The 25,014-nt window shown below is 59.1% G+C and carries 14 protein-coding genes and 1 pseudogene; 5 read left to right on the top strand and 10 right to left on the bottom strand.

Features of this window, described 5'->3' with window-relative positions; translation table 11 throughout:
• Window positions 1-31: 31 nt before the first annotated feature.
• The 7 genes from B3C38_RS00960 to B3C38_RS00930 form a co-directional block, all read right to left on the bottom strand.
• The gene (locus tag B3C38_RS00960) at window positions 32-982 is read right to left on the bottom strand and encodes a hypothetical protein (protein WP_286724371.1); all 951 of its coding nucleotides are present in this window, start codon (window positions 980-982) and stop codon (window positions 32-34) included.
• A 10-nt stretch (window positions 983-992) separates the two neighbouring features.
• Entirely contained in the window at window positions 993-2,261 is a 1,269-nt protein-coding gene (locus B3C38_RS00955) for a DUF6175 family protein (protein ID WP_286724368.1), read from the bottom strand.
• Between the two features lie 94 nt (window positions 2,262-2,355).
• On the bottom strand, window positions 2,356-3,219 hold the full coding sequence (locus B3C38_RS00950) for a hypothetical protein (protein WP_286724367.1): 864 nt from the start codon (window positions 3,217-3,219) through the stop codon (window positions 2,356-2,358).
• Between the two features lie 545 nt (window positions 3,220-3,764).
• Window positions 3,765-4,274, bottom strand: a complete 510-nt coding sequence (locus tag B3C38_RS00945; RefSeq protein ID WP_022331868.1) for a hypothetical protein — start codon at window positions 4,272-4,274, stop codon at window positions 3,765-3,767.
• A gap of 88 nt (window positions 4,275-4,362) precedes the next feature.
• Window positions 4,363-5,355, bottom strand: a complete 993-nt coding sequence (locus B3C38_RS00940; RefSeq protein WP_286724364.1) for an aspartate-semialdehyde dehydrogenase — start codon at window positions 5,353-5,355, stop codon at window positions 4,363-4,365.
• A 151-nt stretch (window positions 5,356-5,506) separates the two neighbouring features.
• The gene (locus tag B3C38_RS00935) at window positions 5,507-8,350 is read right to left on the bottom strand and encodes a helix-turn-helix domain-containing protein (protein WP_286724362.1); all 2,844 of its coding nucleotides are present in this window, start codon (window positions 8,348-8,350) and stop codon (window positions 5,507-5,509) included.
• Entirely contained in the window at window positions 8,274-9,506 is a 1,233-nt protein-coding gene (locus tag B3C38_RS00930; protein WP_286724359.1) for a ligand-binding sensor domain-containing protein, read from the bottom strand. Before B3C38_RS00930 ends, B3C38_RS00935 begins: the two co-directional genes overlap by 77 nt.
• 725 nt (window positions 9,507-10,231) lie before the next feature.
• On the opposite strand from B3C38_RS00930, the pseudogene B3C38_RS00925 reads away from it, so the two are divergent.
• The 4 genes and pseudogenes from B3C38_RS00925 to B3C38_RS00910 all read left to right on the top strand — a co-directional run bounded on the left by B3C38_RS00925 (window position 10,232) and on the right by B3C38_RS00910 (window position 17,919).
• Window positions 10,232-13,533 (top strand): annotated as a pseudogene (locus B3C38_RS00925) (SusC/RagA family TonB-linked outer membrane protein).
• Between the two features lie 28 nt (window positions 13,534-13,561).
• Window positions 13,562-15,193, top strand: coding sequence for a RagB/SusD family nutrient uptake outer membrane protein (locus B3C38_RS00920; RefSeq protein ID WP_286724356.1), 1,632 nt, complete (start codon window positions 13,562-13,564; stop codon window positions 15,191-15,193).
• Window positions 15,194-15,217: 24 nt separating this feature from the next.
• The gene (locus B3C38_RS00915; RefSeq protein WP_022332563.1) at window positions 15,218-16,102 is read left to right on the top strand and encodes a zinc-binding metallopeptidase; all 885 of its coding nucleotides are present in this window, start codon (window positions 15,218-15,220) and stop codon (window positions 16,100-16,102) included.
• Between the two features lie 17 nt (window positions 16,103-16,119).
• A complete protein-coding gene (locus tag B3C38_RS00910) occupies window positions 16,120-17,919 on the top strand; it encodes a DUF4302 domain-containing protein (protein WP_022332564.1) in 1,800 nt (599 codons plus the stop codon).
• A 122-nt stretch (window positions 17,920-18,041) separates the two neighbouring features.
• Here the strand turns inward: B3C38_RS00910 and B3C38_RS00905 are convergent, their stop codons facing one another.
• From B3C38_RS00905 to B3C38_RS00895, 3 genes are read right to left on the bottom strand one after another with little or no spacing between them, the layout of a single operon-like run.
• Window positions 18,042-20,456, bottom strand: a complete 2,415-nt coding sequence (locus tag B3C38_RS00905) for a transglycosylase domain-containing protein (RefSeq protein ID WP_117507141.1) — start codon at window positions 20,454-20,456, stop codon at window positions 18,042-18,044.
• Between the two features lie 40 nt (window positions 20,457-20,496).
• A complete protein-coding gene (locus B3C38_RS00900; protein ID WP_286724348.1) occupies window positions 20,497-23,469 on the bottom strand; it encodes a hypothetical protein in 2,973 nt (990 codons plus the stop codon).
• 1 nt (window position 23,470) lies between these two features.
• The gene (locus tag B3C38_RS00895) at window positions 23,471-23,818 is read right to left on the bottom strand and encodes a translation initiation factor (RefSeq protein ID WP_117507143.1); all 348 of its coding nucleotides are present in this window, start codon (window positions 23,816-23,818) and stop codon (window positions 23,471-23,473) included.
• Window positions 23,819-23,901: 83 nt separating this feature from the next.
• On the opposite strand from B3C38_RS00895, the gene B3C38_RS00890 reads away from it, so the two are divergent.
• Complete coding sequence (locus B3C38_RS00890) at window positions 23,902-25,005, top strand: DUF4435 domain-containing protein (RefSeq protein ID WP_286724346.1); 1,104 nt, start codon at window positions 23,902-23,904, stop codon at window positions 25,003-25,005.
• The last annotated feature ends 9 nt before the right edge of the window (window positions 25,006-25,014 follow it).

The raw sequence follows: 25,014 nt of genomic DNA, 5'->3' as shown, positions 1-25,014 counted from the left end.
GTACTTCCAGATTAATCAGACAATCGTTCGGTCAGAGTCCGAAGAGCCATTCACCCAGCGACTTGCCCTTCTTGGCAGAGGACTCGGCACGCTCGGCCTTGAGGCTCTGCGCCTCGACGGCAGCCTCCTGCTGCGTCCGCGCGCGCATTGCCTCGGCATCCATTTTCCGCAACTCCTGCTCCATCGCCGCGGCTTCGGCCGCCGCAGCCTGCGCATCGAGGCGGTTGAGGAACCGGATCACCTCACCGTAGTTCGGGCTCACGGGGTTGCACGCACGGCACAACTCCAGCGCCCCGTCGATATCGCCCTGGCGCACCAGAATATCGGCCTGAGCAACGGCACGGGTCACCTCGCCGGCGAGCAGTTTGTCGTAGACCTGCACCTTGAGCTCCTCGACCGCCTCGTATTCGTCGACACTCTCGGGAATCACGGCCAGCGCCGCCATCGCATCCTCGTACTCCTCACGGGCGACGAGTGAGTTGACCTTGGCGAGTATCTTCGGCATCTGGCGCGTATAATAGTCGGCGATGCCCTGCTGCACGTCACCGATCAGCTTGGCGAAACGCGCGTCGTTGACGTTCACCTTATTGATCAGCGACCGCATACAGGCTTCCATGCTTTTGCCATTGGCCTGGAGCGATATGGTCTGGCTGCCAAAAACCGTATCTTCGAAGAGATTTTTGACCGACAGGGTCAGGTCGGCACGCAGCACGTGCAGCGTGGTCATCCCCGTATCGACCGCCCCGTCGTCGGTGATCGTAAGCGTCGGCGTGACGACGAAAAGCCCCGCGGCATCGGCCATGCCGTTGCGGGTGATGATCTTGCTGATCTTGTTTTTGAGGGCCGCGGCGTTGTTGTCACCGAGCTGCGCGGCCGTCTCGTCGTCGATATAGGCCGAGAGGTCGATTACGGCCTGGGCCCGGAGCGACAGCGCGGCCAGCACGAACACCAGGGAGAACGATAGTTTACAAAGCAGATTCATGGTCTGTTGTTTAGTAGATGATTACGTCGATGGAATTACCCGTGATCGTACGCGACACGGAGAGGTTCAGCCCCTTGAGGTACTGGTAGAGCGCCAGCGCGAAATCATTGACGTCCGACTGCATACCGTCCTCCATGGAGTTGTCCACAAAAATATCGCTGAAGGCCAGCAGCGTGCTCGTGCGGCCCTGCGTATGGTACTTGCCGTTCTTGGCATGGCGCTTCACCCACGAAACGAGGATGTCCGACAAGGGCATGATGTTGTTGATCTCGGTATCCATGTTGATGGCCGATCCGGGGTCGATCGTAAAGCGCACGGCCACGCTCTGCCCGGTCGAAATCTTGGTCGCCATGCGTGTGGATATCTGCTTCATGAAGTCGCCGACCATCGCCTGCGCCATCACGCCGCACAGCACGTCGGCCGTCGTGCGTTTGCGCCCCGAAATTTCGGATTTGGTGGCCAGCGTATTGCCCGTGGCGATCTCGATCGCCTGCAGGGTCAGCGACACGCGCACCCCGCCGTCGTTCACATCCTGGTTGATATCGACGCTCACCGAGACGTCGGCACCCGAGTTGACGAGGATCGCGTCGTCGAGCGACATGCCGTCGCCCATGCGCACCTGATAGGTGTTGGCGTTATTGAGCGACGTGAGCAGGTCTTTGGTCTCCACGCCCTGTTTGATGAAGCCTTCGTTGACCTTCGAGATGGCCATGCGCATGTCCGAATTGTCGCGGATGGCCTCTTCGTAGGACTGGCCGCTCTTGCGGAAGGGCACGACCATCACCGTCGGCATGGCGATCATCTCCTGGGTTTCGGAGAGCGCTATATCGGCGGCATTGCGCCCGATGACACCGTTGTTGATCAGGTCGCGCTCGAGCGATTCGGTGTAGAGGTCGATCGTCGCAAAGACCTGGATGTCCTTGGCGGCGGTCTTGTTGGTCTTGTCGGCGATGGTGCAGCTGCGGATGTAGTTGGCATAGCGAGTCGTGCCGAGCAACTGTCCGACATACTGGGCCGCCCCGGCCGAGGGTTTGCTGCCCAGCAGGGGTTTGTTGTCGTTCAGGCCGTCTATACCGTTATATAAATAAGTGTAGATCACCGATTTCTTCGCCATCTCGATCGCCTCCTTCTTCGTGCGGGCGATTCCCGAACACTCCAGCGTAGCGATCTTTCCGGTCGTGCGTTTCAGGATGGCATCGGTCGTATAATTCTGTGCCGAGGCGGGGAAAAGCGCCGACAGGAGCACGACGATGACTGACAATACGGACTTCCTAAACATCTGATAATTATTTTAAGTTTGAACGGATAAAATCCCCGGGGTACCGTCGGCGACACCCCGGAGATCGTTTCCAGAAGAATTATATACGGTAAGTTTATGCACCGACGAGCCCTTTGAAGAAACCGCCCGCCGCCGTCCCCTGCTTGTCGAGGATGACGACCAGCTTGTCGCCGTTGTTGAATTTCTCCTTGATGGCGTCCTCGCCCGAAGCGACCTGGCATTTGGTAACGCCTTCCATCACCTCGACGGCCACGATGGTGCCGATCTCCGACTTGGTTACCTTCGGGCCGATCTTACGCTCCAGGAATACCTTGAAACGGGTCTTTTTGGCAACGCCCATCTCCGTACCGCCCGAGATATAGAGCTCCTTGACGCGGCCTTTCTTGTCGGCCTCGCCCAGCTCGAGGATATAGGTCTCGAACTTGAAATGCTTGTCCACGAACCCGACCATGCCCTTGCGGAGGTCTTTCATCGCGTCGTTGAATGCACCGTCCTTCGAATCGGCGTCGATACCCGAAACCGAAAGGTCTTCCGAACCGATCATGGCGCCGTCGGCAATGTTATATACCTTCAGCGAATAGGTTACCTCGGCCTTGTTGTACATCTTGCCGTCGATATCCGACTTGAACTGCGAGAACGAAACGTTGTTGGCCTGTCCGATGACGACCTTCTTGGCGCCCAACGCCTTGTAGGCGGCTTCGCTTTCGCTCTTCCAGTTGGCATCGTTCACCACGTCCTCGACGTTGCGGTCGGCATAGAGTTTCGACAGCGTATCGTCGGTCAGTGCGTCGACGATGTGGAAACGGCCACGGTCGGCAAAACCCGACAGGACGGCCGCCCGGATGTTGTCACAGGCTGCCTGGCTGACAGCGGAGGTGTGCGTAAAAGGATTGATGATGACAGTCTCCTTCGAAGGATCGTCCTGGGCAGAGGCGCCCAGCCAAACAAGCACGGCCACAGCGGCCAAAACGGTTTTGAAACAGTTTTTCATAAATATAGCTGAGATTAAAAGGGTTAGGAATCGCATGCTTTATGATGGGACATAGCTCCTACAGTCCCCCGCACCTGGGAACTAAGCAATAAATGTAAAATTAAAAAAAAGGAAAGCGTGGTGCTGTAGCTATATTTCAGAGTGGGAAGGTTCTTGCAAAACCTCGAGAATAAAATAAGCAACAGTCCCACGCCTATATCCGTAAACGGATAAGACGCGGAGAAATGCCGGCTTATTCTCTTCTCAGTATTAATTTGCAAGATTTACCACTCGAGAATAAACTTACACTTTCCGTGTTAGTCAGTATGTATCACAAATATAGTGAATATATTCGAAAAATACAACTTCGGCACCTCTTTTTCGGGACTGTCGCGACCCTAAATTACAATAAAAAATTCTAATTCGCTAACTTCAGACCCAAAATGTGCCATACGAAGACCCGGAAACGAGCCTTCTCCGATCGCCGGCAGAATAAAACGCACACGCCCGTGCCAAGGCTCCGGCAGCACGCCCTACATCGCCAGCGCCAACACCACGACCATCAGGGCAACGCACCACAGAGGCAGGTCGCAGCGCTCCCCGGACATCGCGGCATCCAGCGCACGGGAGCGCTCCAGATAAAGCAGGAAGAGGAACCACAAGGCACCATATACGACATTCCGGGCAATGCCCCGGATAAACATTTCGGTACCTCCGTACAGATGCGGATCGTATCCGGAAAAGAGCAGCATGAGCAGCGCAGCGAAATGCAACACCACACGCAGCCCGGCATACCAGCGCGCCAGCGACAACCCGTAGGGGCTCCGGCCGACCAAGCCCCACAGCACGCAGACGGGCAGCGCCACGCCGGCCGCAGGGATCAGGAACATCAAAGCCGTGCCACCGCCCAGCCGCCACGAGCCCGAAACGAACTGCATGAGCAGCCCGAACGCCCACTCCCCCATACGGGAAACGACATAAGCCCCGAACACCCACACCGGGCCGGGCAACTCAGCGATACGGGCTGAAAACTTGGATTCCATAGGGCACGAACTTTACGCTGGAAACAAAGGTATGAAAAAAAGGGAGACCCGCAGTCTCCCCTTTTCCTGTTTTTTAAATTTCCGGCCGTCAGACCAGTGTCTCCAATATCTGCACGGCATTGAGCGCCGCCCCTTTTTTGATCTGATCGCTGACGCACCAGAACGTCAGGCCATTCTCGCAGGTCAGGTCTTTGCGGATACGCCCCACGTATACCGGCTCCTTGCCCGCGATGAACAGCGGCATCGGGTAAACTTTGCCCGCCGGGTCGTCCATCAGCACCACGCCCTGTGCCCTGGAGAAAGCCTCGCGGGCTTCGGTGACCGACACGGGACGCTCCGTCTCGAGCCATATGCTCTCCGAATGGGCACGCATCACCGGCACGCGCACGCACGTCGCCGACACGGCGATGTCCGAATGCATGATCTTGCGCGTCTCGTGAAACATCTTCATCTCCTCCTTCGTGTAGTCGTTATCGGTGAACACGTCGATATGGGGAATTACGTTGTAGGCCAGCTGGAATGCGAACTTGCTGACCGTCGGCTGCTTGCCGGCCCCCAGCTCGGCATACTGCGCGACCAGTTCGTCCATCGCCGCAGCGCCCGCCCCGCTGGCCGACTGGTAGGTCGAAACGTGTACGCGGCGGATGTGCGAGAGATCCTCGATCGCCTTCAGCGCCACGACCATCTGGATCGTCGTGCAGTTGGGGTTGGCGATAATGCGGCGCGGAGCGTCCTTCGCATCGCCGGGATTGACCTCGGGCACCACCAGGGGCACGTCGGCATCCATGCGGAAGGCGCTCGAATTGTCGATCATAATGGCTCCGTGCCGGGTGATCGTTTCCGCAAACTCGCGCGATGTCCCGGCACCGGCCGACGTCAGGGCGAAATCCACCCCCTTGAAATCGTTGTTGTGCTGCAACAGCTTGACGGTAATATCTTCTCCGCGGAATTTGTACGTCCGTCCCGCACTGCGTTCCGAACCGAACAGCAACAGGGAGTCGATCCCCAGGTCGCGTTCCTCCAAAATTTTCAAAAATTCCTGGCCCACAGCCCCGCTGGCGCCCACAATCGCAATTTTCATGTTGATATCGTTAAAAAATGACCATCGTTCCCGCTCGGACGAACCGTACACGGAAACTCCGGAGGCAAATATAGCGATTTCGGGCCGAATAACAAAAAAGCGCGGCCCCGCCCCGCCGCGAAACGCGCGGCCGGCGGGATGAACAGCCACCTCAGGTTGTCTCGGCTTCCACTCCCGCCTCTGTGCCCGGCCCTGCATCCGTTTCCATCGCCTCACGGACTTTCTGTTCGCGGTACACCTTCGGCGTACATCCGAAACGGAGCACGAACCCCCGGAAGAAAGTACTGCGATTCGAGAAACCCGATTTGTAAATGATCTCGTCGATCGACAGCCGGGTGGTCACCAGCAGCTGTTCGGCCAGACCGAGCCGGTATTCCCGGATGATGCAGGCCGGGGTTCGATCGGTCACGCCCCCCAGCCTGCGATAGAAGTTGGGCAGGCTCATCCCCATCCGGTCTGCGATGAACTGTGTGGAAAGCGACGTGTCGAGGATATTGCCGTGGATGATCTCGAGCATCCTGTCCAGGAAAACCTTGTCTTCCTTGTGGAGCAGGTGCCCCTGCGCCAGGTCGAACGCGCTGTATGCCGAACGGCCGTAATCCTTCAGCGATTCATAACGGCGCAGCAACTGCCCCACGACGTTTCTCAGGTGCGCGATGTCGAAGGGGAAGGCCAGGCAGATGTCCACCTCCGACTCCAGTCCCTCGATCTTCATCCCGGAACGCGAGGCCGACGTCAGCAGGATGACCGGCACCTGTGCCATGTGCCTGCTCCTGCGGATATGCCGGATCACACCGGTCATGGCCGGATCGAGCGTCACCGCACTGCAAATGACGACCTGTGGCCGCAACGCTGCCAGTTGCTCCGCAGCCTGCCCGAGCTCTCCCATGACCTTAAGGTCATAGGCGCCGGCGAAGAGTTGCGCGAGGAACGAAGCCATGTCGGGGTCTTCGCACACCACGAGCATCGTCGGCAACGCATCGCGGGAGGTTACGGCGGAAACAGCCGGGGCGCCGGGCATCCCGAACTGCCGGTCGGAAGCCATGTCCACCTGCAGGACTGGCTGCGTTACCCGGGCGATCTCCAGTTCGGGAAACGACAACGTGACAGTCGTAACGTCGCCTTCCGATGCGATCCGGAACTCCCCGCCCAGCTTCGCTGCCAGGTTGTGGCAGATCGCCAGCTCCATATCCCCTTTCTGCGAAAGGCCGCCCTTACCGCGGCTTTCCAGATAGTCCAGCAGCCGGTAACGGTCGGAGAGGAACTCGATCTGCCCCAGGTCTACGCCCTCCCCACGATTGGAAACCACAACCCGCAGCCTATCCTGTACAACGGATACACCGAAGAAAACCTCCCCGCCCGTCTCCGAGCGCCGGAAGGCATTGGACAGCACGATATTCAGCACCATGCTCAACGTACCGCGCGCCGAGGGGAAGAGCATACCTTCCCCCACCTCGGTACGGTAGCCTACCTTGTGTGTTTCGGCATACTCGGCAAAAGTCTGCACCAGTCCGTTGCACATCCGGGTGACATCGAGCAGCTCGACGTCGTCGGGACGATCCGCCGCCCCGGCCGCCCTGAGCTCATTAAGCAAACAGGTCAGATCTTTCAATTTCAGGGCATTGCGATGAATGAATCCCACCTGCCGGAGCACGAAGCCGTCGGAGGCCCCGCACTCCAGGATCTGCTGGCAGGAACCGTTGATAAGCGTCAGCGGCACCGAAAGTTCGTTGGTCAGGCTGGCAAACGAACGGATACGCGACTCGTAGAGCAGCTCTTTGGAGTGCTGGTCGTAAAGCGCCTGCCGCCTGTGCATGCGTTCACGGCGGCGGCGCTCCAGATAGCGCCCCGTGAACGCAGCAAACACACACGCGGCCGTACCATACACCACCCATGCCCAAGCGGAAGCATAGGGCGGCGGCAACACCCGGATCGCCAGCCGGCCTACGGGACTCAGCTCCCCGGTCATATTGTTCCGGTAGCGGACGTTGAGCGAATAATTGCCGGGCGGAAGGTTGGCGAAAAGCAGCCGGTTGTTATGGCGGTTGTCATTCCACTGGCTGTCGAACCCCTCGAGGTTATACAGGTACGAATAGTTGCCGCCGTTGATATAGTCCAGCGCCACGATCGAAAGACCGAAAGCCCCTTGCCGGTGGGTAAGCACCAGTTTGCCCTTGCGCATCAGCTTCGAAATGCTGTGATCCGTGCCGTCGATGGTCACATCCCGAAACCGCACCGGGGGCATATACCCCCGGTGCAGCGACTCGCCGCCCGAGACCACGACCAAACCGTTGATGCCGCCGAACAGCAGCTTCCCGGCACGGCGGTCGTAAAAATAAGCACCGTCGCTGAACTCCACGACCTCCAGCCCGTACGAAGCGCCATAGGCCACCGAACGGTGCGCAGCCGGATTATAGCGGACAATCCCGGCATTCGTGGCGGCCCAGACATTGTCGAGCGAATCGGCCAGCAGTCCGTGAATCACCCCGGCCTGCAACTGGTCGTGGGCGAACTCGACGGCAACCGCCCCTTCCCCGGGGCGGTAACACCCCATGCCGCACCCCGTTCCGAACCAGAGCGTCCCGTCGGAACAGCGCACGGCGACCGTCACGTCGTTCGCGGCCAACCCACGGCGTCCGTCCAGCGGGATCACCTCGCCCCGGCGTGCGTATTTATGGTATCGCACCGCCCCGATGCCGTGGTTGCAGAACCACAACGTCGAATCGGACTCCTCGCAGAACGAGAAAAAGAAATTCCGGCTCCGCTCCCGGCTCCCCAGATCCACGGACTCGGCCAGCCGGGCAACGGGGGCGCCTGCGTGGCCTGCAAGCTCGATGCGGTATACTCCGCTACCGATCGTTGCCGCCCACAGCACCCCGGCAGCATCCTCATGCAAGCCGTGTACATTCGCCAACTGCTCACAGCCCGCCAGGGCATGGATGCGTCCGTCGCCGTAGGAATAAAAGCACACCCCGCCGGCTCGCGGCAAAGGCATAGACTGAATTCTTACGCAGGGCGGTATTCTCGGCTATAAAATTCCGGGTATTTTCCCGTCCGAACGCCCGCTGTGCATAGAAATCGCGGATGCACAGGATCCCGTCGTTCTTCGTCCCGACCCACAGGTTGCCGCGCTCGTCGACGAACAGCGCCTTGATCGGTTTGGTAAGCTTGTAAGGCAGCATGTCATAGGTTATGGAGCGTACCGCGATATCCCCGGCCGACTGGCGGAGCAGGCCGCTGCCGTCCGTCCCGATCCATACGATATCCTGGTTCCGATCCTTGAGCAGCGAGAAAACGCCGCAAGCGACATCTATCTCCCGCAGCGTATAGCCCCCAGATTCCGACCCGGAAGCATGGAGGCGCAACACCCCGCCCATTTCGAACGCCAATACATAGTCGTCCCCGTCGCGGATAACGGCCGCAAGCTCCCCGCGCCGTTCCAGTTCCTGCGCGAGCCCGCAGATGGCCGACGTCAACTGCCGCCCGGTATCGAAACGGCAGAGGCGGCCCGCACCGTCGACGAAATAGACCGTGCGGTCACCGTCATAGCGGACGAACGAAATACCGTTGCGCACCGGAATGTGTTTCCACGCCCCCAGCACCGCACGCCCCTCGGCGTCATAAACTACCGGAGCGCAGTCCATGCCGTCGCGCCGCACGAACCAGAGCACCCCGTCCGGGTCGAGGCAAATGCGCAATACATCGTCGGCATCGACTCCGCAGAGCGGTTCGAAACGCGACTCGGAGGCGACATACCCGTACAAACGCCCTTTATACAGGAAGAACGCCTCGTCACGGCTCCGTGCCGTATATTGGTAAACACGCGGGAAGTCGGCATGCAGTTCGACGGTTCGGGCCCGTGCATCGACCCGGTCGACCCCATAGTTGGTGCGCACCCACAGGTAGCCGTCGTCCGTAGCGACGATCTCCTGCACCAGGTTACCGGAAAGCCGGAAGTTCCAGGCATAATGCCCGTCCCAAAGGTTCAGTCCGTCACAACTCCCGGCCCAGACATATCCGTCCGCATCCTGCGCAAGCGAGAGGATGGAACAATTCGAAAACCCCTCGCGGTGCGAGATACGGCAAATATTCTGGGACAACGCCGGTACCGCGACGCACACGGCGACCAGCAACAGATACCTCAGGTGCATAAGACGGTTAGATAAAAACATACTCCGTTTCCATGTAAAAATAGGGAAAAGAAAGCAAATCGGCAATAAATCAGGGCACAACAACCGTATTTCCGATATATAATCATACTATTTTCAGATGAATTCATACTCCACAAAGGATACAAAAACATAATTTTGTATAACCGGATATACTAAAAATTTACCGGCAGGACAGAACACCCATCAAAAATCTGGAAGCCATGAAAAATTTCTACTCGTTGCCGCTCCGCACGGGAGATTCGCGGAAAGTGATTAAGTGCCAGATTTATCCGGCGGCACAGGCCGCCTTCCGTATTTTCGCCGGAAACAACCTTGTATATAAGGGACCTTTAATATAAAGGCAATAAAAGGGGAACACTCTCCGCCACGCCGAATCCTCCGGTATTCAACGGCCACAGTCGAACTGCCGACCATCCTGCTTCGCAAACACCCGGACGGTTCATTGCCCCGGATTCGGCACCCTCCATCAACTCTACGAATGTCTGCTTACGGAAACCTGCCACACAGGCGATCCCGTAATTTGCGGCTCCCGGAAAATCCGTTTGCCACGGCAAACCGCCGCCAGCAACCTTTCCGGCACGCTGCAATCCCCGCGAACCGTACACGGAACTCGCTCCCGTCTCCGTACAGGGAATGTTTGCTCGTTTTCAAACCCGGCCTGCAAAGGCCCCCATACTTAATCCTTTAATTAATAATTATTGCCTATGAGACGAAAGATCCTCCTATCGCTGATGGCAGTCTTCTTCATGGCGGCAGCGTCGGCCCAGACCAGAACGGTCAGGGGTAGCGTTGTCGACGAGAACGACACCCCGGTAATCGGGGCGACCGTGATCGTGAAAGACAGCCCGACACTCGGCACTTCGACCGATGTCAATGGTGAGTTTGTACTCAAAGACCTTCCCGCCGGAGGGGGGGGGAATTACAGGTTTCCTATGTGGGTTATAAGACCCGGACAATAGCCATCACCCCCAATGTCCGTATAAAGCTCGAACCCGATGCCCAGGCCGTGGAAGCAGTCGTGGTCACGGGTATGACCAAGACGGACAAGCGCCTCTTCACCGGGGCATCCGACCAGCTCGTCGCCGATGACGTGAAACTTTCCGGCATGGCCGACATCAGCCGCGGCCTCGAAGGCCGTTCGGCCGGCGTCTCCGTCCAGAATGTTTCCGGTACATTCGGTACCGCACCCAAGATCCGAGTCCGCGGTGCCACGTCGATCTTCGGAAGCTCGAAACCGCTGTGGGTCGTCGACGGCATCATTATGGAAGACGTAGTGGACATCGACGCCGATGCGCTCTCGTCGGGCGACGCCACGACACTGATCTCTTCGGCCATCGCAGGCCTGAATGCCGAGGATATCGAAAGTTTCAACATCCTCAAAGACGGTTCCGCCACCTCGATCTACGGCGCACGCGCCATGGCGGGCGTCATCGTCATCACCACCAAGAAAGGCCGTGCAGGCGTCAGCCGCATCAACTACACCGGTGAGTTCACCTACCGCATGATCCCCTCGTACAACGAATTCAACATCATGAATTCGCAGGATCAGATGGCCGTTTACGAAGAGATGCGCAAAAAGGGCTGGCTGAACCTCGCCGAAACGGCCAACCGTTCCGAGAGCGGCGTTTACGGCAGGATGTACAACCTGATCTCCGCCTCCCTGATGGAGAATACGCCCGAAGCGATCACAGGCTATCTGCGTTCGGCCGAATACCGCAATACGGACTGGTTCCAGGCGCTGTTCAACAACAATATCATGCACAGCCACTCGGTGAGCCTCACTTCCGGAACCGAGAAATCGTCCTACTACGCTTCGCTGAGCGCCCTGTACGACCCGGGATGGACGAAGACCAGCAAGGTTTCGCGCTACACGGCCAACCTCAACGCGACCTATAACATTCTGGACAACCTCACCCTCAACCTGATCTCGAATGCGTCCTACCGTAAACAGAAAGCGCCGGGAACGCTTTCCAGCACTACGGACGCCGTAACGGGCACCGTGAAGCGCGACTTCGACATCAACCCCTATTCGTACGCCATGAACACCTCGCGTACGCTGGACAAAGACGCCTATTACACGCGCAACTACGCCCCCTTCAACATCCTCCACGAACTGGATGCCAACTACATGGATCTGGACGTGGTGGACACGAAATTCCAGGCCGAACTGAAGTGGGAGCCCGTCAAGGGACTCGAGCTGGCTGCGCTGGCCGCCGTGAAATACAACGCGACGGTGCAGGAACACCACATCACCGACGAATCGAACCAGGCGACGGCCTACCGCACCGACTCCCCGACGACCGTGCGCAACAACAACCCGTTCCTCTATAAGGATCCCGACAACCCCTATGCCGTAAAAGAGGTCGTATTGCCGGTGGGCGGCATCTACGAACGTGACGACCGCAAGATGTACTCGTACGACTTCCGTCTTACGGCGACTTACAACACGACGATCAAGAACGCCCACATCATCAACCTGTTCGCGGGTATGGAGGTCAACTCGGCCGACCGCCACAACACCTGGTTCCGCGGCTGGGGCCTGCAATACGACATGGGCATGACGCCGTTCTACGACTACCGGATCTTCAAGAAGGGACAGGAAGAAGGGTCTAAATACTACACGCTGGGCGACACCTACTACCGCAACAACGCCTACTACTTCAACGGCACCTATTCCTACAAAGGGCGCTATACCGTGAACGGCACGTTCCGCTACGAAGGCACCAACAAGCTCGGCAAGTCGCGCAAGTCGCGCTGGCTGCCCACCTGGAATATTTCAGGCGCATGGAACCTGCATGAAGAGTCCTGGTTCCAGAAGGCACAGCCCGCGCTGTCGCACCTGTCGCTGAAGGCGTCCTATTCGCTCACTGCCGACCGCGGCCCGTCGACGGTGACCAACTCGCGCGTGGTGATCAACGCCTACACCCCCTGGAGGCCGTCGGCCGGCGACGGCGAATCGGGATTGAAGATCGAAGACCTCGAGAACTCGTCGCTCACCTACGAGAAGAAACACGAGCTCAACATCGGGGCCGACATGGGCTTTGCCAACAACCGCATCAACCTGGTAGTCGACTGGTACAAACGTAACAACTTCGACCTGATCGGCGACGTGACAACGCAGGGCATCGGCGGTATCATCAAGAAGAAGGGCAACGTCGCCGAGATGAAATCGAACGGCATCGAAATCAGCCTTTCGACCAAGAACATCAAAACCAAGAATTTCAGCTGGACGACCGATTTCATCTATTCGCACATCCACAACGAGGTGAGCAAACTCGAGACCTCGGTGCGCGTGATGGATCTGGTGGCGGGCAGCGGGTTCACGCTGGAAGGCTACCCCGTACGGTCGCTTTTCTCGATCCCCTTCATGGGGCTGAACGAGATCGGTCTCCCGACATTCCTCGACCAGAACGGCGACGTCTCGACGACCGGCATCAACTTCCAGGAGCGTGAAAACCTCTCTTTCCTCCAGTACTCGGGTTCGGTCGACCCGACCGACATGGGGTCGTTCGGCAACGTCTTCCAGTGGAAAGGGCTCAAGCTGAACGTCTTCATCACCTACTCGTTCGGCAACGTGGTGCGCCTCAACCCCGTATTCAAGTCTTACTATTCGGATCTCACGGCTATGCCGCGCGAATTCAAGAACCGCTGGATGGTAACGGGCGACGAAAAGAAAACAAACATCCCGACGATCCTTTCCCAGCGCATGTACCACGACAACAACAACCTGTCGCGCGCTTACAGCGCCTACAACTATTCGACGGCTCGCATCGCCAAAGGCGACTTCATCCGCATGAAGGAGATATCGCTGACCTACGATTTCCCGAAAAAGCTGATCTCGAAGCTGAAGTTCCAGAGCCTCTCCGTAAAATTTCAGGCGACCAACCTCTTCCTGATCTACGCGGACAAGAAACTCAACGGCCAGGATCCGGAGTTCTTCAACACCGGAGGTGTCGCGGCACCGGTTCCCCGCCAGTTCACGCTGACCATCCGCATCGGCTTATAGTCCCTAACACTTCAAAGAGAACAACAAGATGAAAAAAAGCATATTCTATACGTTCGGCCTCGCGCTGGCTGCCATTGCCTTCGCGTCATGCGACGATTTCCTGGACAAGATGCCCGACAGCCGCGCCGAACTGGATACCGAAGAAAAGGTCGTCAAGATGCTGGTGTCGGCCTACCCGGACAATACTTATAACATGTGCGCCGAGTTCTCGTCGGACAACGTCGACGACTATGGTTCGATAAAGAGTTACAACCAACTTCAGGAAGAGCTCTACAACTGGCAGGAAGTAAGTTCGGTCGAAACCAATGAAAACCCCAACGCGGTATGGGGCGATGCCTATACGGCGATCGCCGCGGCCAACCAGGCGCTCGCGGCCATCGAGGAACTGGGCGGTGCCAAGACAGCCAAGCTCCAGGCCGCCAAAGGCGAGGCGCTCATCTGCCGCGCATACGCCCACTGGGTACTGGTCAACATGTTCTGCATGCATTACAACACCAACCACCCGGACGACCTCGGAGTACCCTATATGGAACACGCCGAAACCGAGCTGAACCCGAAATACAGCCGGGGAACGGTAGCCGGGGTCTACGAAAAGATGATCGAGGACATCGAAACCGGCATCCCGCTCATCGACGACGCGATCTACTCGGCTCCCAAGTACCATTTCAACTACAAGGCCGCCTGCTGCTTCGCATCGCGCGTCTTCCTGTTCCACGAGGACTGGGACAACGCCATCAAATACGCAAGCATGGCGCTCGGGTCGGATCCCAAATCGCAGCTCCGCGACCTCGATTACCTGGCCGCATTCCCGCGCAACCCGTTGAACGACATTTCGAAAGCGTACAACTCCACGTCGCTGAAGGCCAACTACCTTATCTCGACGGGACTTTCCAATGCCGGCGCGATTTTCTGCAACTACGGGAGCCAGAACCGTTACACGCACGGCAAGTCGATCGCCGCCTACGAGACGATCGAGACATCCGCGACCACGATGAGCCCCCTGGGCAGCAAGTACGGCTGGAAGCTCCGCACATGGGTATACGGGTCAGGGCGCTACCTGCTTCCGCGGGTGCCGTACCTCTTCGAATACTCCGACCCCGTGCAGGCCATCGGCTTCACCCACTCGCTGTTCGTGGTGGCCAGCGGCGACGAAGCGCTGCTCAACCGTGCCGAGGCCTATATCATGAAAAAGGACTATCCGGCCGCCCTGGCCGACATGAACATGTGGGCGCAGAACCAGCTCACCGCCTCTTACTACAAAGGACTGACCGAAGAGTCGATCAACAAATGGGCAGATGCCCTGGGCTACGACATGACGCCCAAGGATCCCGAAAAACCCGAGGACGACCTGAAGAACATGTATCGTACGGCCAAGAAAAAACTCAACCCGGGCTTCGTTATCGACCCCGGCACGCAGGAGAACATGATCCATGCGATTCTCTTCATGCGTCGCATCGAATTCATGCACCTGGGCATGCGCTGGTTCGACACCCGCCGCTACGGAATCACCCTTTACCGCCGCCTGATCGACCAGGACGAGGATACTCTGATCAAGGTGACCGACACGATGACCGACGAAGGCGGCAACCGCGACCCGCGCCGCTGCCTGCAACTGCCGCCCGACGTCATCGCCGCCGGACTGACGGCCAACCCCCGGTAAAAACGATAAAAAAGATTTTCGATTATGAAAAAGAACCTCATATATTTCCTCGTATTGCTTCTCTTCCCCGCGGTACTCGCAGCCTGCTCGGAAGACGACCTGAGTTCCACGAGCGTGATCCAGCCGCCGCAAGTCGTGCAAAACGATTTCGACCGTTGGCTCGACAGGCATTACCTCGCGCCCTACAACATCGAATTCCAATACCGCTACACGGACATCGAGTCGAGCATGGGTTACTACCTGACGCCCGCCGATTACAACCAGTCGATCGCGCTGGCCAAGCTGGTCATCGCACTCTGCCTTGAGCCCTATGACGAAGTGACGGGCAGCCGGGACTTCATCCGTGCTTACTTCCCGAAGATCATCTTCCTCACCGGTTCGCCGGCCTACAAGAGCAACGGCTCGATCATCCTCGGCACGGCGGAAGGAGGCAAGAAGATCACGCTCTTCAATGTGGATGCCCTGCAAATAGCCTCGATCGACGCCAGCACGAACTACTTCAAGACGATCCACCACGAGTTCGGGCACATCCTCAACCAGACCAAGCCCTATACCACCGACTTCAAGGAGATCACCGGAACGCTCTATGTGGGCGATTCCTGCTGGGATACCTACAAAACGGACGCCTCGGCACTCCAGGTCGGGCTGATCAGCCGCTATGCAGGCTCCGAAGATACGGAAGACTTCGTCGAACTGATCTCGATCTACGTCACCCGCCCGCAGGAAGCCTGGGACAAACTGCTCACGACGGCCGGCGCCGACGGTGCGGCCATCATCAACCAGAAATTCGAGATCGTCCGCAACTACCTGCAAAACAGCTGGAACATCAACATCGACGAACTGCGCGAGTCGGTACTGCGCCGTGCGGACGAAGTCCCCGACATGGATCTGGAATCCCTCGACGACTAACTAAAAAAAACTGAGCCATGAAAAAATTAGCGATAATACTTCTGGGGCTGTTCCCCCTGGTGCTGAGTTCGTGCCTGAAAGAGGAGGAGGATTATTTTGACAAAAGCGCCAGCGCCCGGATCGAAGAGGCCGTCAAGAACGCCATCTCCGTGCTCGAAGGCGCGGAGAACGGCTGGGCCGTGAAATACTACCCCAACCCCACACAGACCTTCGGGGGGTTCAACCTTTTCTTCAAATTCGACGACGGCACGGTAACCGTCAGCTCGGAGATCGAAAGCGCGTCGACGACCGCCACCAGCCTCTATTCCGTAGGGCAGGAAGCGGGTCCCACGCTGGCGATCGACACGAAAAACGAGCTGATCAACTATTTCGCCCACCCGCGCAATCCGGACGGGTACGGGTCGAACTACAAGGGGCTGGAAGGCGACTACCTGTGGACTGTCCTGAGCGCAACACCCGAAAAGGTGATGCTGCGAGGTGTCAAATCTGGAAGCCTCTACACCCTCACGCCGCTGGAAACCAGCGACTGGGCATCCGAAATGCAGGCATACAAGAACGCTGCCTCGGACATGGAGTTCCCCTCTTATGTCTGCGTCGTCAAGGGCGACTCGCTGGAGTGTATCACCACCTCGGAGGGCAAGTTCCTCTACCGGAACCTCACGATCAGGCAGGAAACCGACAAAGGCATCGAAAGCTACGCCGCGCCGTTCATCTACACCAAGACCGGCATCGAGCTGTACGAACCGCTGACGATCAACGGGGTCACTGCCCAGAAGCTCGATCTGAAGGAGGAGTACTATTTTGCCAACGAGGACGATTCGTTCATCATTTCGGGCCCCAAACCCGTTACCTCGGACAATATCCTCACATACGGGGCGGTCGAAACGACCTTCAATACGGTCAAAGTGACTGTAACCCCATCCAATTCCGACACTTACTACGTGGCGGCGTTCCTGCCTTCGGAGATCGCAGGTTATACCGACAAGCAACTGCGGAACGCGATCTGCGACCTGCTTGCGGCCGGCGACCTCTACTCGGGTGAGAAAACACTCACGTTCAACTACCTGTACGACCAGGCGGAATATATCCTCGTCGGTTTCGGTATCGACGCAACGACCATGGCCTCAACGACCAAGATATTCCGCCAGAGCGTGACGACGGGCACACTGCCGGATACGATGGCCGACGGGTACAAGGCATGGCTGGGTACATGGACTGTCACATCGACCTCGTCCGAGAAATCGAAGACCGCGTACAGCTTCGACATCGAAATTCGTCCGAGGACGATCGACGGCACCTATCTCGTACGGGGATGGGGTTATACGGTCATCAAGGACGACTACGAAGTCGATGCGAATTACGTCAGTTCGACCAAAGGCTTCCAGTTGTTCAAACGCGAGGTCGGCACGCTCGGCGACGGCGGGGCACTGACGCTGCTCCCGCGTATCCTCAACCACCAGACAAACGCCTACGGGCTGCTCAACACGAGTGCGTACCTGCTCTACGCGAAACCGGACGGGGAAGGCAAGGGCAACATCACGGGCCGTGAGGGTTCGCTCTCCGGCGGCGGTACGTTCACGATCGTGTCCGCCGACTTCTGGAACGTCAAGAACGGGTCGAACTACTACTTGCAGGCCATGGATCCCTACACCTACCAGGATTTCTTCGTCGGGCCTTACACGATGGTACGCAAATCCACGGACTACGGGCCGTCGGGACGTTCGGTAGCCAACGCAATGGGCATCGAAGAACGGCAGGCCGCAACTGCCGTTACCATGCCCCACGACGTGAAGGTTCCCTTCCGGGCCGAAGAGTAACCCGGGGCAGGCTGCACGGCGGGACATCCCGTAAAGATGTCTCCCGGCAGGCTCCCCGCAGGAAAAAACGCGAAGGGGCGGATCTGAGATCCGCCCCTTCGCCATATCCATCGGCAACCCTGTCAATCGAAGAAATTGTCGTCCTCGGCGATCCCGGGCTCCGTAGGGCGTTCGTCGGGATCGACCTCCTCGTCGCAGTCGTAGCGCGGCATCATCGCCGGACGGATGAACTGGTCGGCGCGGCTCACGCCGAGGCGCCCGTCGTCATAGACCCGTTTCATGAAGTCGCCCACGATCGGCAGCGCCATCACGCTGCCCTCGCCGCCCGCCACGAAATGCACTGCCTGGTCTTCGCCGCCGACCCATGCGCCGGCCACCAGTTTGGGCGCCACGCACATGAACCATGCGTCACGGTTCTTGTTCGAAGTGCCCGTCTTGCCGCCGATCTCCATGTCGTTGAGCCCGAACTGCCATTTCAGCCGCCCGGCCGTACCCGAGTTGACCACGTCCTGCAACATCGTCAGCATCGTATAGGCCGTGCGCTCGCTCACGGCATCCTGCGACTGGGGGATGAAGTTGGCGATGACGTTGCCCTGCCTGTCCTCGATGCGCGTCACGAAGATGGGATCGGTATGCACGCCCTCGTTGGCGAAGGTCGAGAAGGCGCTCACCAGCTCGAAGACGTTCGACTCCGAGGAACCGAGGCAGAGAGCCGGCACGGGGTCGATAAAGCTGCGTATGCCCATGTTATGGATAAAGTCGGCCACGGCGGCGGGCTGCTTGGCCTGCTTCATGATCCACGCCGAGTAGTTGTTGCGGCTGCGGGCGAGCCCCCAGCGCAGCGGGTGCATCACGCCGTCGTACTCGACCTTGCCCGCTTCCTTGGGCGACCAGGCCGTACCGTTGGCCGTCTCGATCGTCACGGGCAGGTTCGGCACCATCGTGCAGGGCGTCAGCCCCAGGTGGTCGATGGCGAACGTATAGACGAAGGGTTTGATGGTCGATCCGATCTGCCGCTTGCCCTGCTTGGCCATGTCGTACTTGAAATAGCGGAAGTTGGGGCCGCCGACATACGCCTTGACATACCCCGTGCGGGGATCGAGCGCCACGAACGACGCGCGCATGATCCGTTTGTGGTGCAGGATCGAATCGCGCGGGGTCATCAGCGTGTCGCGCTCGCCCCGGTACGTGAAGACCTTCATCGAACAGGGTTTGTCGAACGCCGCCATGATCTGTTTCGCGCTCGCCCCGGCATCCTCCATCTCGCGGTAGCGATCCGAATAACGGATGGCATGCCGCATGATCCGCTCCCGCTCCTCGCGCGTCGCGTCGATGAAGAGGGTCTTCGTATTGCGGTACTGCGCGTCCATACGGGGCTGGATCACGCTCTGCATCTGCTTCTGCACGGCTTGTTCGGCATATTTCTGCATCGTCGAGTTGACCGTCGTGTAGATCTTCAGCCCGTCGCGGTAGATGTTGTAGGGCGTACCGTCGGCCTTGCGGTTCTTGCGGCACCAGCCGTAGAGCGGGTTTTCCTCGTACTCCTTCACGGCCTGGTCGTAATCCCATTCGGTGTAGAACTGGTTGCGCTTGGGCCGCTCGGCGTTCATCACAAGGCGCAGCATCTCGCGGAAATAGGTCGCCGTGCCCTCGTTATGCGACACGGGCTTGTAGTTGAGCACGATCGGCAGGGCGCTGATCGAGTCGCGCTCCTTGCGTGTCAGCGCCCCGGCATCCTCCATGCGCGAAAGCACCAGGTTCCGCCGCGCGAGGGCGTTCTCGGGGTTGCGCACGGGCGAATACCGCGTCGGGGCGTTCACCACCCCCACCAGCACGGCCGCCTCCTGCACGTTCAGTTCGTGCGGCTCCTTGTTGAAGAAGGTCTGCGCCGCCGACTTGATGCCATAGGCGTTCGAGCCGTATTCGACCGTATTGAGGTACATGGCGGCGATCTCCTCCTTCGTATAGTTGTATTCGAGCTTCAGCGCCGTGATCCACTCCTTGAGTTTCGACACGACGAGTTTCGACGAACGGACGATACGCCCCCGGTTGCGCACCGTGTCGCGCGGGAAAAGGTTCTTGGCCAACTGCTGCGTGATGGTCGAACCGCCGCCCTGCGACGTATTCTGCAACAGCACGGTTTTCACCGCCACACGTGCCAGCGAAGGGATGTCGATCCCCGAATGGGTGCGGAAACGGGCGTCTTCGGTTGCGATCAGCGCCGCGACGATCGGCGGCATGTCATGCCCGTCGAGCCGGATGTGGAATGCCGAATCGGCCGGGAAAAGGTCTTCGTACTGCACATAAGAACGGTTCTGCACGAAGAAGGAACCGATCACCTTGCCGTCCTCGGAGTAGATTTCGGTGGCCAGGTTGCTGCGCGGGTTCTCCAGCTCCTCGAACGAAGGCATGCGCCCGAACAGCCCCAGGGCCGTCAGCAGCAACATGACCGCCAGCAACGCAAAGGGTGCGAAGACCACCCCCCATATCCATTTTATCGTTTTCGGGCTGACGCCCGCCTTTTTCCTTTGTGCCATAGGCCTGAAATTTGCGCTAAAGATACAAAATTTATTACAATCAGAACGGCAGCCCCACGGCCGCGGCCCACCAGACGCCCCCGGTGCTGAGATGGTAGACCGACAGCTTGAAGGTCGACGTCGCCGACGCAGGCTGGCGGAAAGCATTGATGTCGAACACGATGTCGCCGCCGACCGACCATATCCGCCGCCAATCCATGCCTTTGCCCGCAGGGCGGCGGAACTGCGCGTAGTCGCCGCCTGCGTTGAGCCGGATACGCTTGAAATAGAGCACCGACCCGATGCCGCCCTCGGGATACCACACCGGCAGCTGGTAGTCGAGCGACACGGCCGTATAATTGTTCGACACGATGTCCGCCGACGAGAAGCCGCGCGGGATGAGCCGCGTCGACTTGTAGCTCAGGGGCGCATAGCCCGCAGGGAACTTGTACCCGCCGACCGAAGTCTGGTAGGTGGCCGCCACCTTCAGCGAGTTGTGGGCGGCCAGGCCAGGCAGGTAGGCCTGACCAAAGAACGAGATCAGGTCGCTGAAATGCACGTTCGCGGGGTTGAACGTATACAGCGTGCTGAGCGTATAACCCCACCGGGGCGCAATGTCGCGGTGCGCCATGCGCACCTGGTCGGAATAACCGAGCCCGAACGAGAGTTTGTGCAGTCCCTTGCGGAAGCCGATGCGTTGGATATTGGAGATCTGCCCGCGATCCCATTCGATCTTGTCGAGGTTGGCGACCATGCCGTTCGAATAGTTCCAGCCGGCAGACACCGACAGTTGGCGGGTGTGGTACCCCCGCTGGAAATAGAGCGGCAGCGTCGCGGCGAGCCCTATGGAGTAGTATTTGTCGGGACTGGGACGCTTCTGGTAAATGGGATCGCCCGTCTGCGGATCGTACGACACCAGCGAATAGAAAAGCTGGTTGCCGCCGTACGATGCGTCCAGGTCGAGGTGCACGCCCAGCCCGAAGTAACGCACGCCGAGGTTGAAGAGCGACCCTTCGTTGCGGTTCCAGCCGTAGGAGGCATAAGCCTCGGTATTCGACAGCAGGTTCTGCGACAGGAGCGTAACGCCCAGATTGAGGTTGATATTATGCTCGTCCACGGCATCGAAGGGATTGAACGCCACGGGCATCCAGCTGTGCACGTTCACCAGGTTGGGCACCTTGCGGTAGCGCCTGGCGCGGAACGTACCGCTCTGACGTAGCGAATCGGCCCCGGTGAACCGCACCGTGTCGAGGTTCACCACGTCCCAGCGCTTGCGTTCGGGGTTCACGACGTTAAGCGGCAGCTTCGAGGGGGCGACCGGGACCAGCGTACTGTCCGCGACCCGCTGTGCGGCGACGCGGTACCCCCTGCGGTCATACGTGGTCAGCAACACCCCTTCGCCGTCCGCGGCGTCGTGCCACGGCGCCGGGGAAAACGAACCGAAGGCCGACGTGGTGATGCGGTATTCGCGGCGGGCCATCAGGTCGTAGCAGTGGGCTTCGTCCCTGCCCGAGGCGATCGAGCCGTAATAGAGCTTTCCGCCGCCTGCCCTGAGGTTGCTCAGTGTGATATAAGCCCCCTCGGTGAGGGGGAACACCCCTTCGTCGTCGATGCGTCCGAGCCACATGCCCGCGTCGTCGGTCACGATGACATAGTAGGCCAGCGTCACGTCGTCCCACGCCAGCCCGTGTATCTCGGTATGGCGGGGCGTGCCGAAACGCCGCTCGGGCTGCCCGTCGCGCTGCACTACGACCGTATAAGTCCCGTCGGGATTATACTCGACCCAGGCCAGTTCCCCGGGTGCCGGCGTCGGATAGAGCGCATTGCGCCGCCCGACGAAAGTACGTGCCGTCCCCCGCTCCAGATCCATGTAGCAAAGCTGGGAGTTGACCCGCTGCTCGAAGAGCTTCGAACGGCGGTACTCCGTCCACCATACGCGCCCGCCGTACATCGCAGGGCGGGTCGAGACCAGCCCCGTATAACACACCGGCTCCTCGGCACCGGTACGGGTGTCGAGCCGCACGAAACGCGACGGACGGTCGTAATCGGTCTTGAGCACCAGCACCGTCGTGTCGCTGAGCGGCAGCGGCCACTGGTAGGTCGTGTAGTTTCCTTCGGGCATCGCCACGAGCGGCGCGGCGCTGTCCCCGGTTCGGGGCAGCGAATCCCAATGACGTTCCAACGCGTCGAAGGTCTCGCGGAAAAGCTCACGGACATTCGTGCCGTAATATTTTTCGAGCGCGATGCGGGTCGTGGCCAGCATATAGGGGTTGCGCGAACCGAACCACGCCACCCTGTCCCACACGTTCTCGTCGTAACGCGCATAGGCATAAGAACATATCTGGTATCCCAGTTCGTAATGGTCGGGGATGTAGTCGCGGTAGGATCCGCAGAACCACTTGTCGATGTTGCGGCGGTCGCGGCGCCCCTTGTAATCGCGCCCCACACGCCCCATGGCACGGTAGCCCATCGAGAACGAAGGCTGCAACCCGCGGCCGAACGACGACATGGCGGTCTCCGACATCACGGCATCGCCCTCCATCGCCCATATCGGCATGCACAACAGGCCGATAGTCGAGCCCTGCTGCCCGAGGATATAGCTCAGGGCGCGTATCACGCCGCGGTTCAGGTTGTTATACTGCACCGCATGGCGGTATTCGTGCGCCACGAGCTGCTTGTACCACGGCATGGAATAGCCGTCGATGGCCGGCGAAGTGAGGAACTCCACACGCTTGGGCAGGTACATCACCAGCCCGTTCGACTGGAAATTCTCGGGGTGCATGACGAAGGGGATGCGCATGGGGCCGTGGCGGAACCCGTACGAGATGTCGGGCTGCACGGTGCGGATGTAGAACAGCGTGCGGCGTGCCACGCCCGACACGGTATCGGGATAGATCATCCGCACGTCGGGCGTGCGGATCGTGCTCCACTTCAGCCCCGTGGGGTCGGAACCCCACGTGTAATACTGCGCCCGGGCTTTCGGCGCGACACCCAGGGCGCACAGGAACAGTGCGGTATACAGCAGCCTGCGCATCTCAGGAGCCGGCTTTTTTACAGCGGTAGCCGCCCTTGGCGAGGATCTCCACAACGCGGTCGCGGTGGTCGCCCTGGATGATGATCTCCCCGTCCTTGGCCGTGCCACCGACGCCGCACCGGGTTTTCAGCAGGCGTGCCAGCTCCTGCAGGTCGGCGTCGCACCCGACAAATCCCCTGACGAGCGTCACGACCTTGCCCCCGCGTTGCTTGCGGTCGAGCCACACGCGCAGATCCTGCTGCGCCGGGGGCAATGTCGCGGGCCCTTCGGCCGTGCCGGTGTCATATTGAAAATCGGGGTTGGTCGAGTAGACCATCCCGAGCCTCGCTTTCCAATCGTTGTCTGCCATATTGTTCGAATAGTAGGAATCGAACGTCCTTTTAGGACGTCTTATTTTGTGCAAAAATAATAAAATATTACCTTTGTTAGCGTATGGCGAAAAAGTTCCGCGAAAAACTGCGCAAATTAAACCCGTTCACGCGCCCGGCCACGCTCGAAGAGCTGCCCAAACCGCTGCCGGCCAACCCCGACCAGCGGCTCGTGAAGGTTTATGTCGAAGGCTACGAGGACGTGGCTTTCTGGCGCGGCATCTTCGACCATTTCCAGAACCCCTACATGCGTTTCGAAATCTCGGTTCCCAACCGCGCCGACCTGCCCAAGGGCAAGAAGGTGCTGATGGGCATGATCCCCCGCTCGTCGGACGAACTGATCCTGTGCGTCGACTCGGATTTCGACTTCCTGTTCGCCGACCGTACGGAGCAGTCGCGCGAGGTCAACAACGCCCGCTACATGTTCCACACCTACGCCTACGCCACCGAGAATTTCCTCTGCTACGCCCCCTCGCTGCACAACGTCTGCGTCAAGGCCACCAAGAACGATACCCGGATCTTCGATTTCGTGCGTTTCATGCATGAATATTCCTGCACGATCTACCCGCTGTTCCTCTGGTACGCCTATTCGGCGCAGCTCTCCTCGGAGAACGTCTTTCCGCTCATCGACTTCAAGTCGGCGGTGCGCATCGGCTACCTCGACCTGGCGGACAACGGCGAAAAAACGCTCGAATGGCTCCGGCGCAACGTGGCCAAACGCGAGGAGATGCTCCGCAAGCGCAACCCGAAGATGATCGAGCCGATGAAGGAGTTCGAGGAGCAGCTCAAGGGCCGCGGCCTGACACCCGAGAACGCCTACCTGTTCATGCACGGGCACACGCTGATGGACAACGTGGTGATGATCCTGCTGAACTCCGTGTGCGAGAAGCTGCGGGCGATGTCGATCGCCAAGATCACGGCTTCGAAGAAGCAGGGCGTGGCGCTCAAGAACGAGATGGCGAACTACACCAACTCGCTGCGTTCGATCCGCGACGTACTGCTCGACAACGAGAACTACACCAAATGCCCGCTCTACAAACGCCTCCAGCGCGACATCGAAAAATACATCGCCCGCACGATCTGGAACATGAAACGCAGCGGCGCGATCCGCGACGATTCGACCTGGACGGTGCTGCGCAACATGCGGCAAGGCTCCGAAATAAAATAGCGAACCGGA

Origin of the sequence: Alistipes sp. UBA1686, assembly GCF_002320215.1 — a bacterium.
Taxonomy (GTDB): domain Bacteria; phylum Bacteroidota; class Bacteroidia; order Bacteroidales; family Rikenellaceae; genus Alistipes; species Alistipes onderdonkii.
The sequence above is the reverse complement of the archived record's forward strand: the minus strand, read 5'-3'. Positions and strand labels throughout refer to the sequence as shown.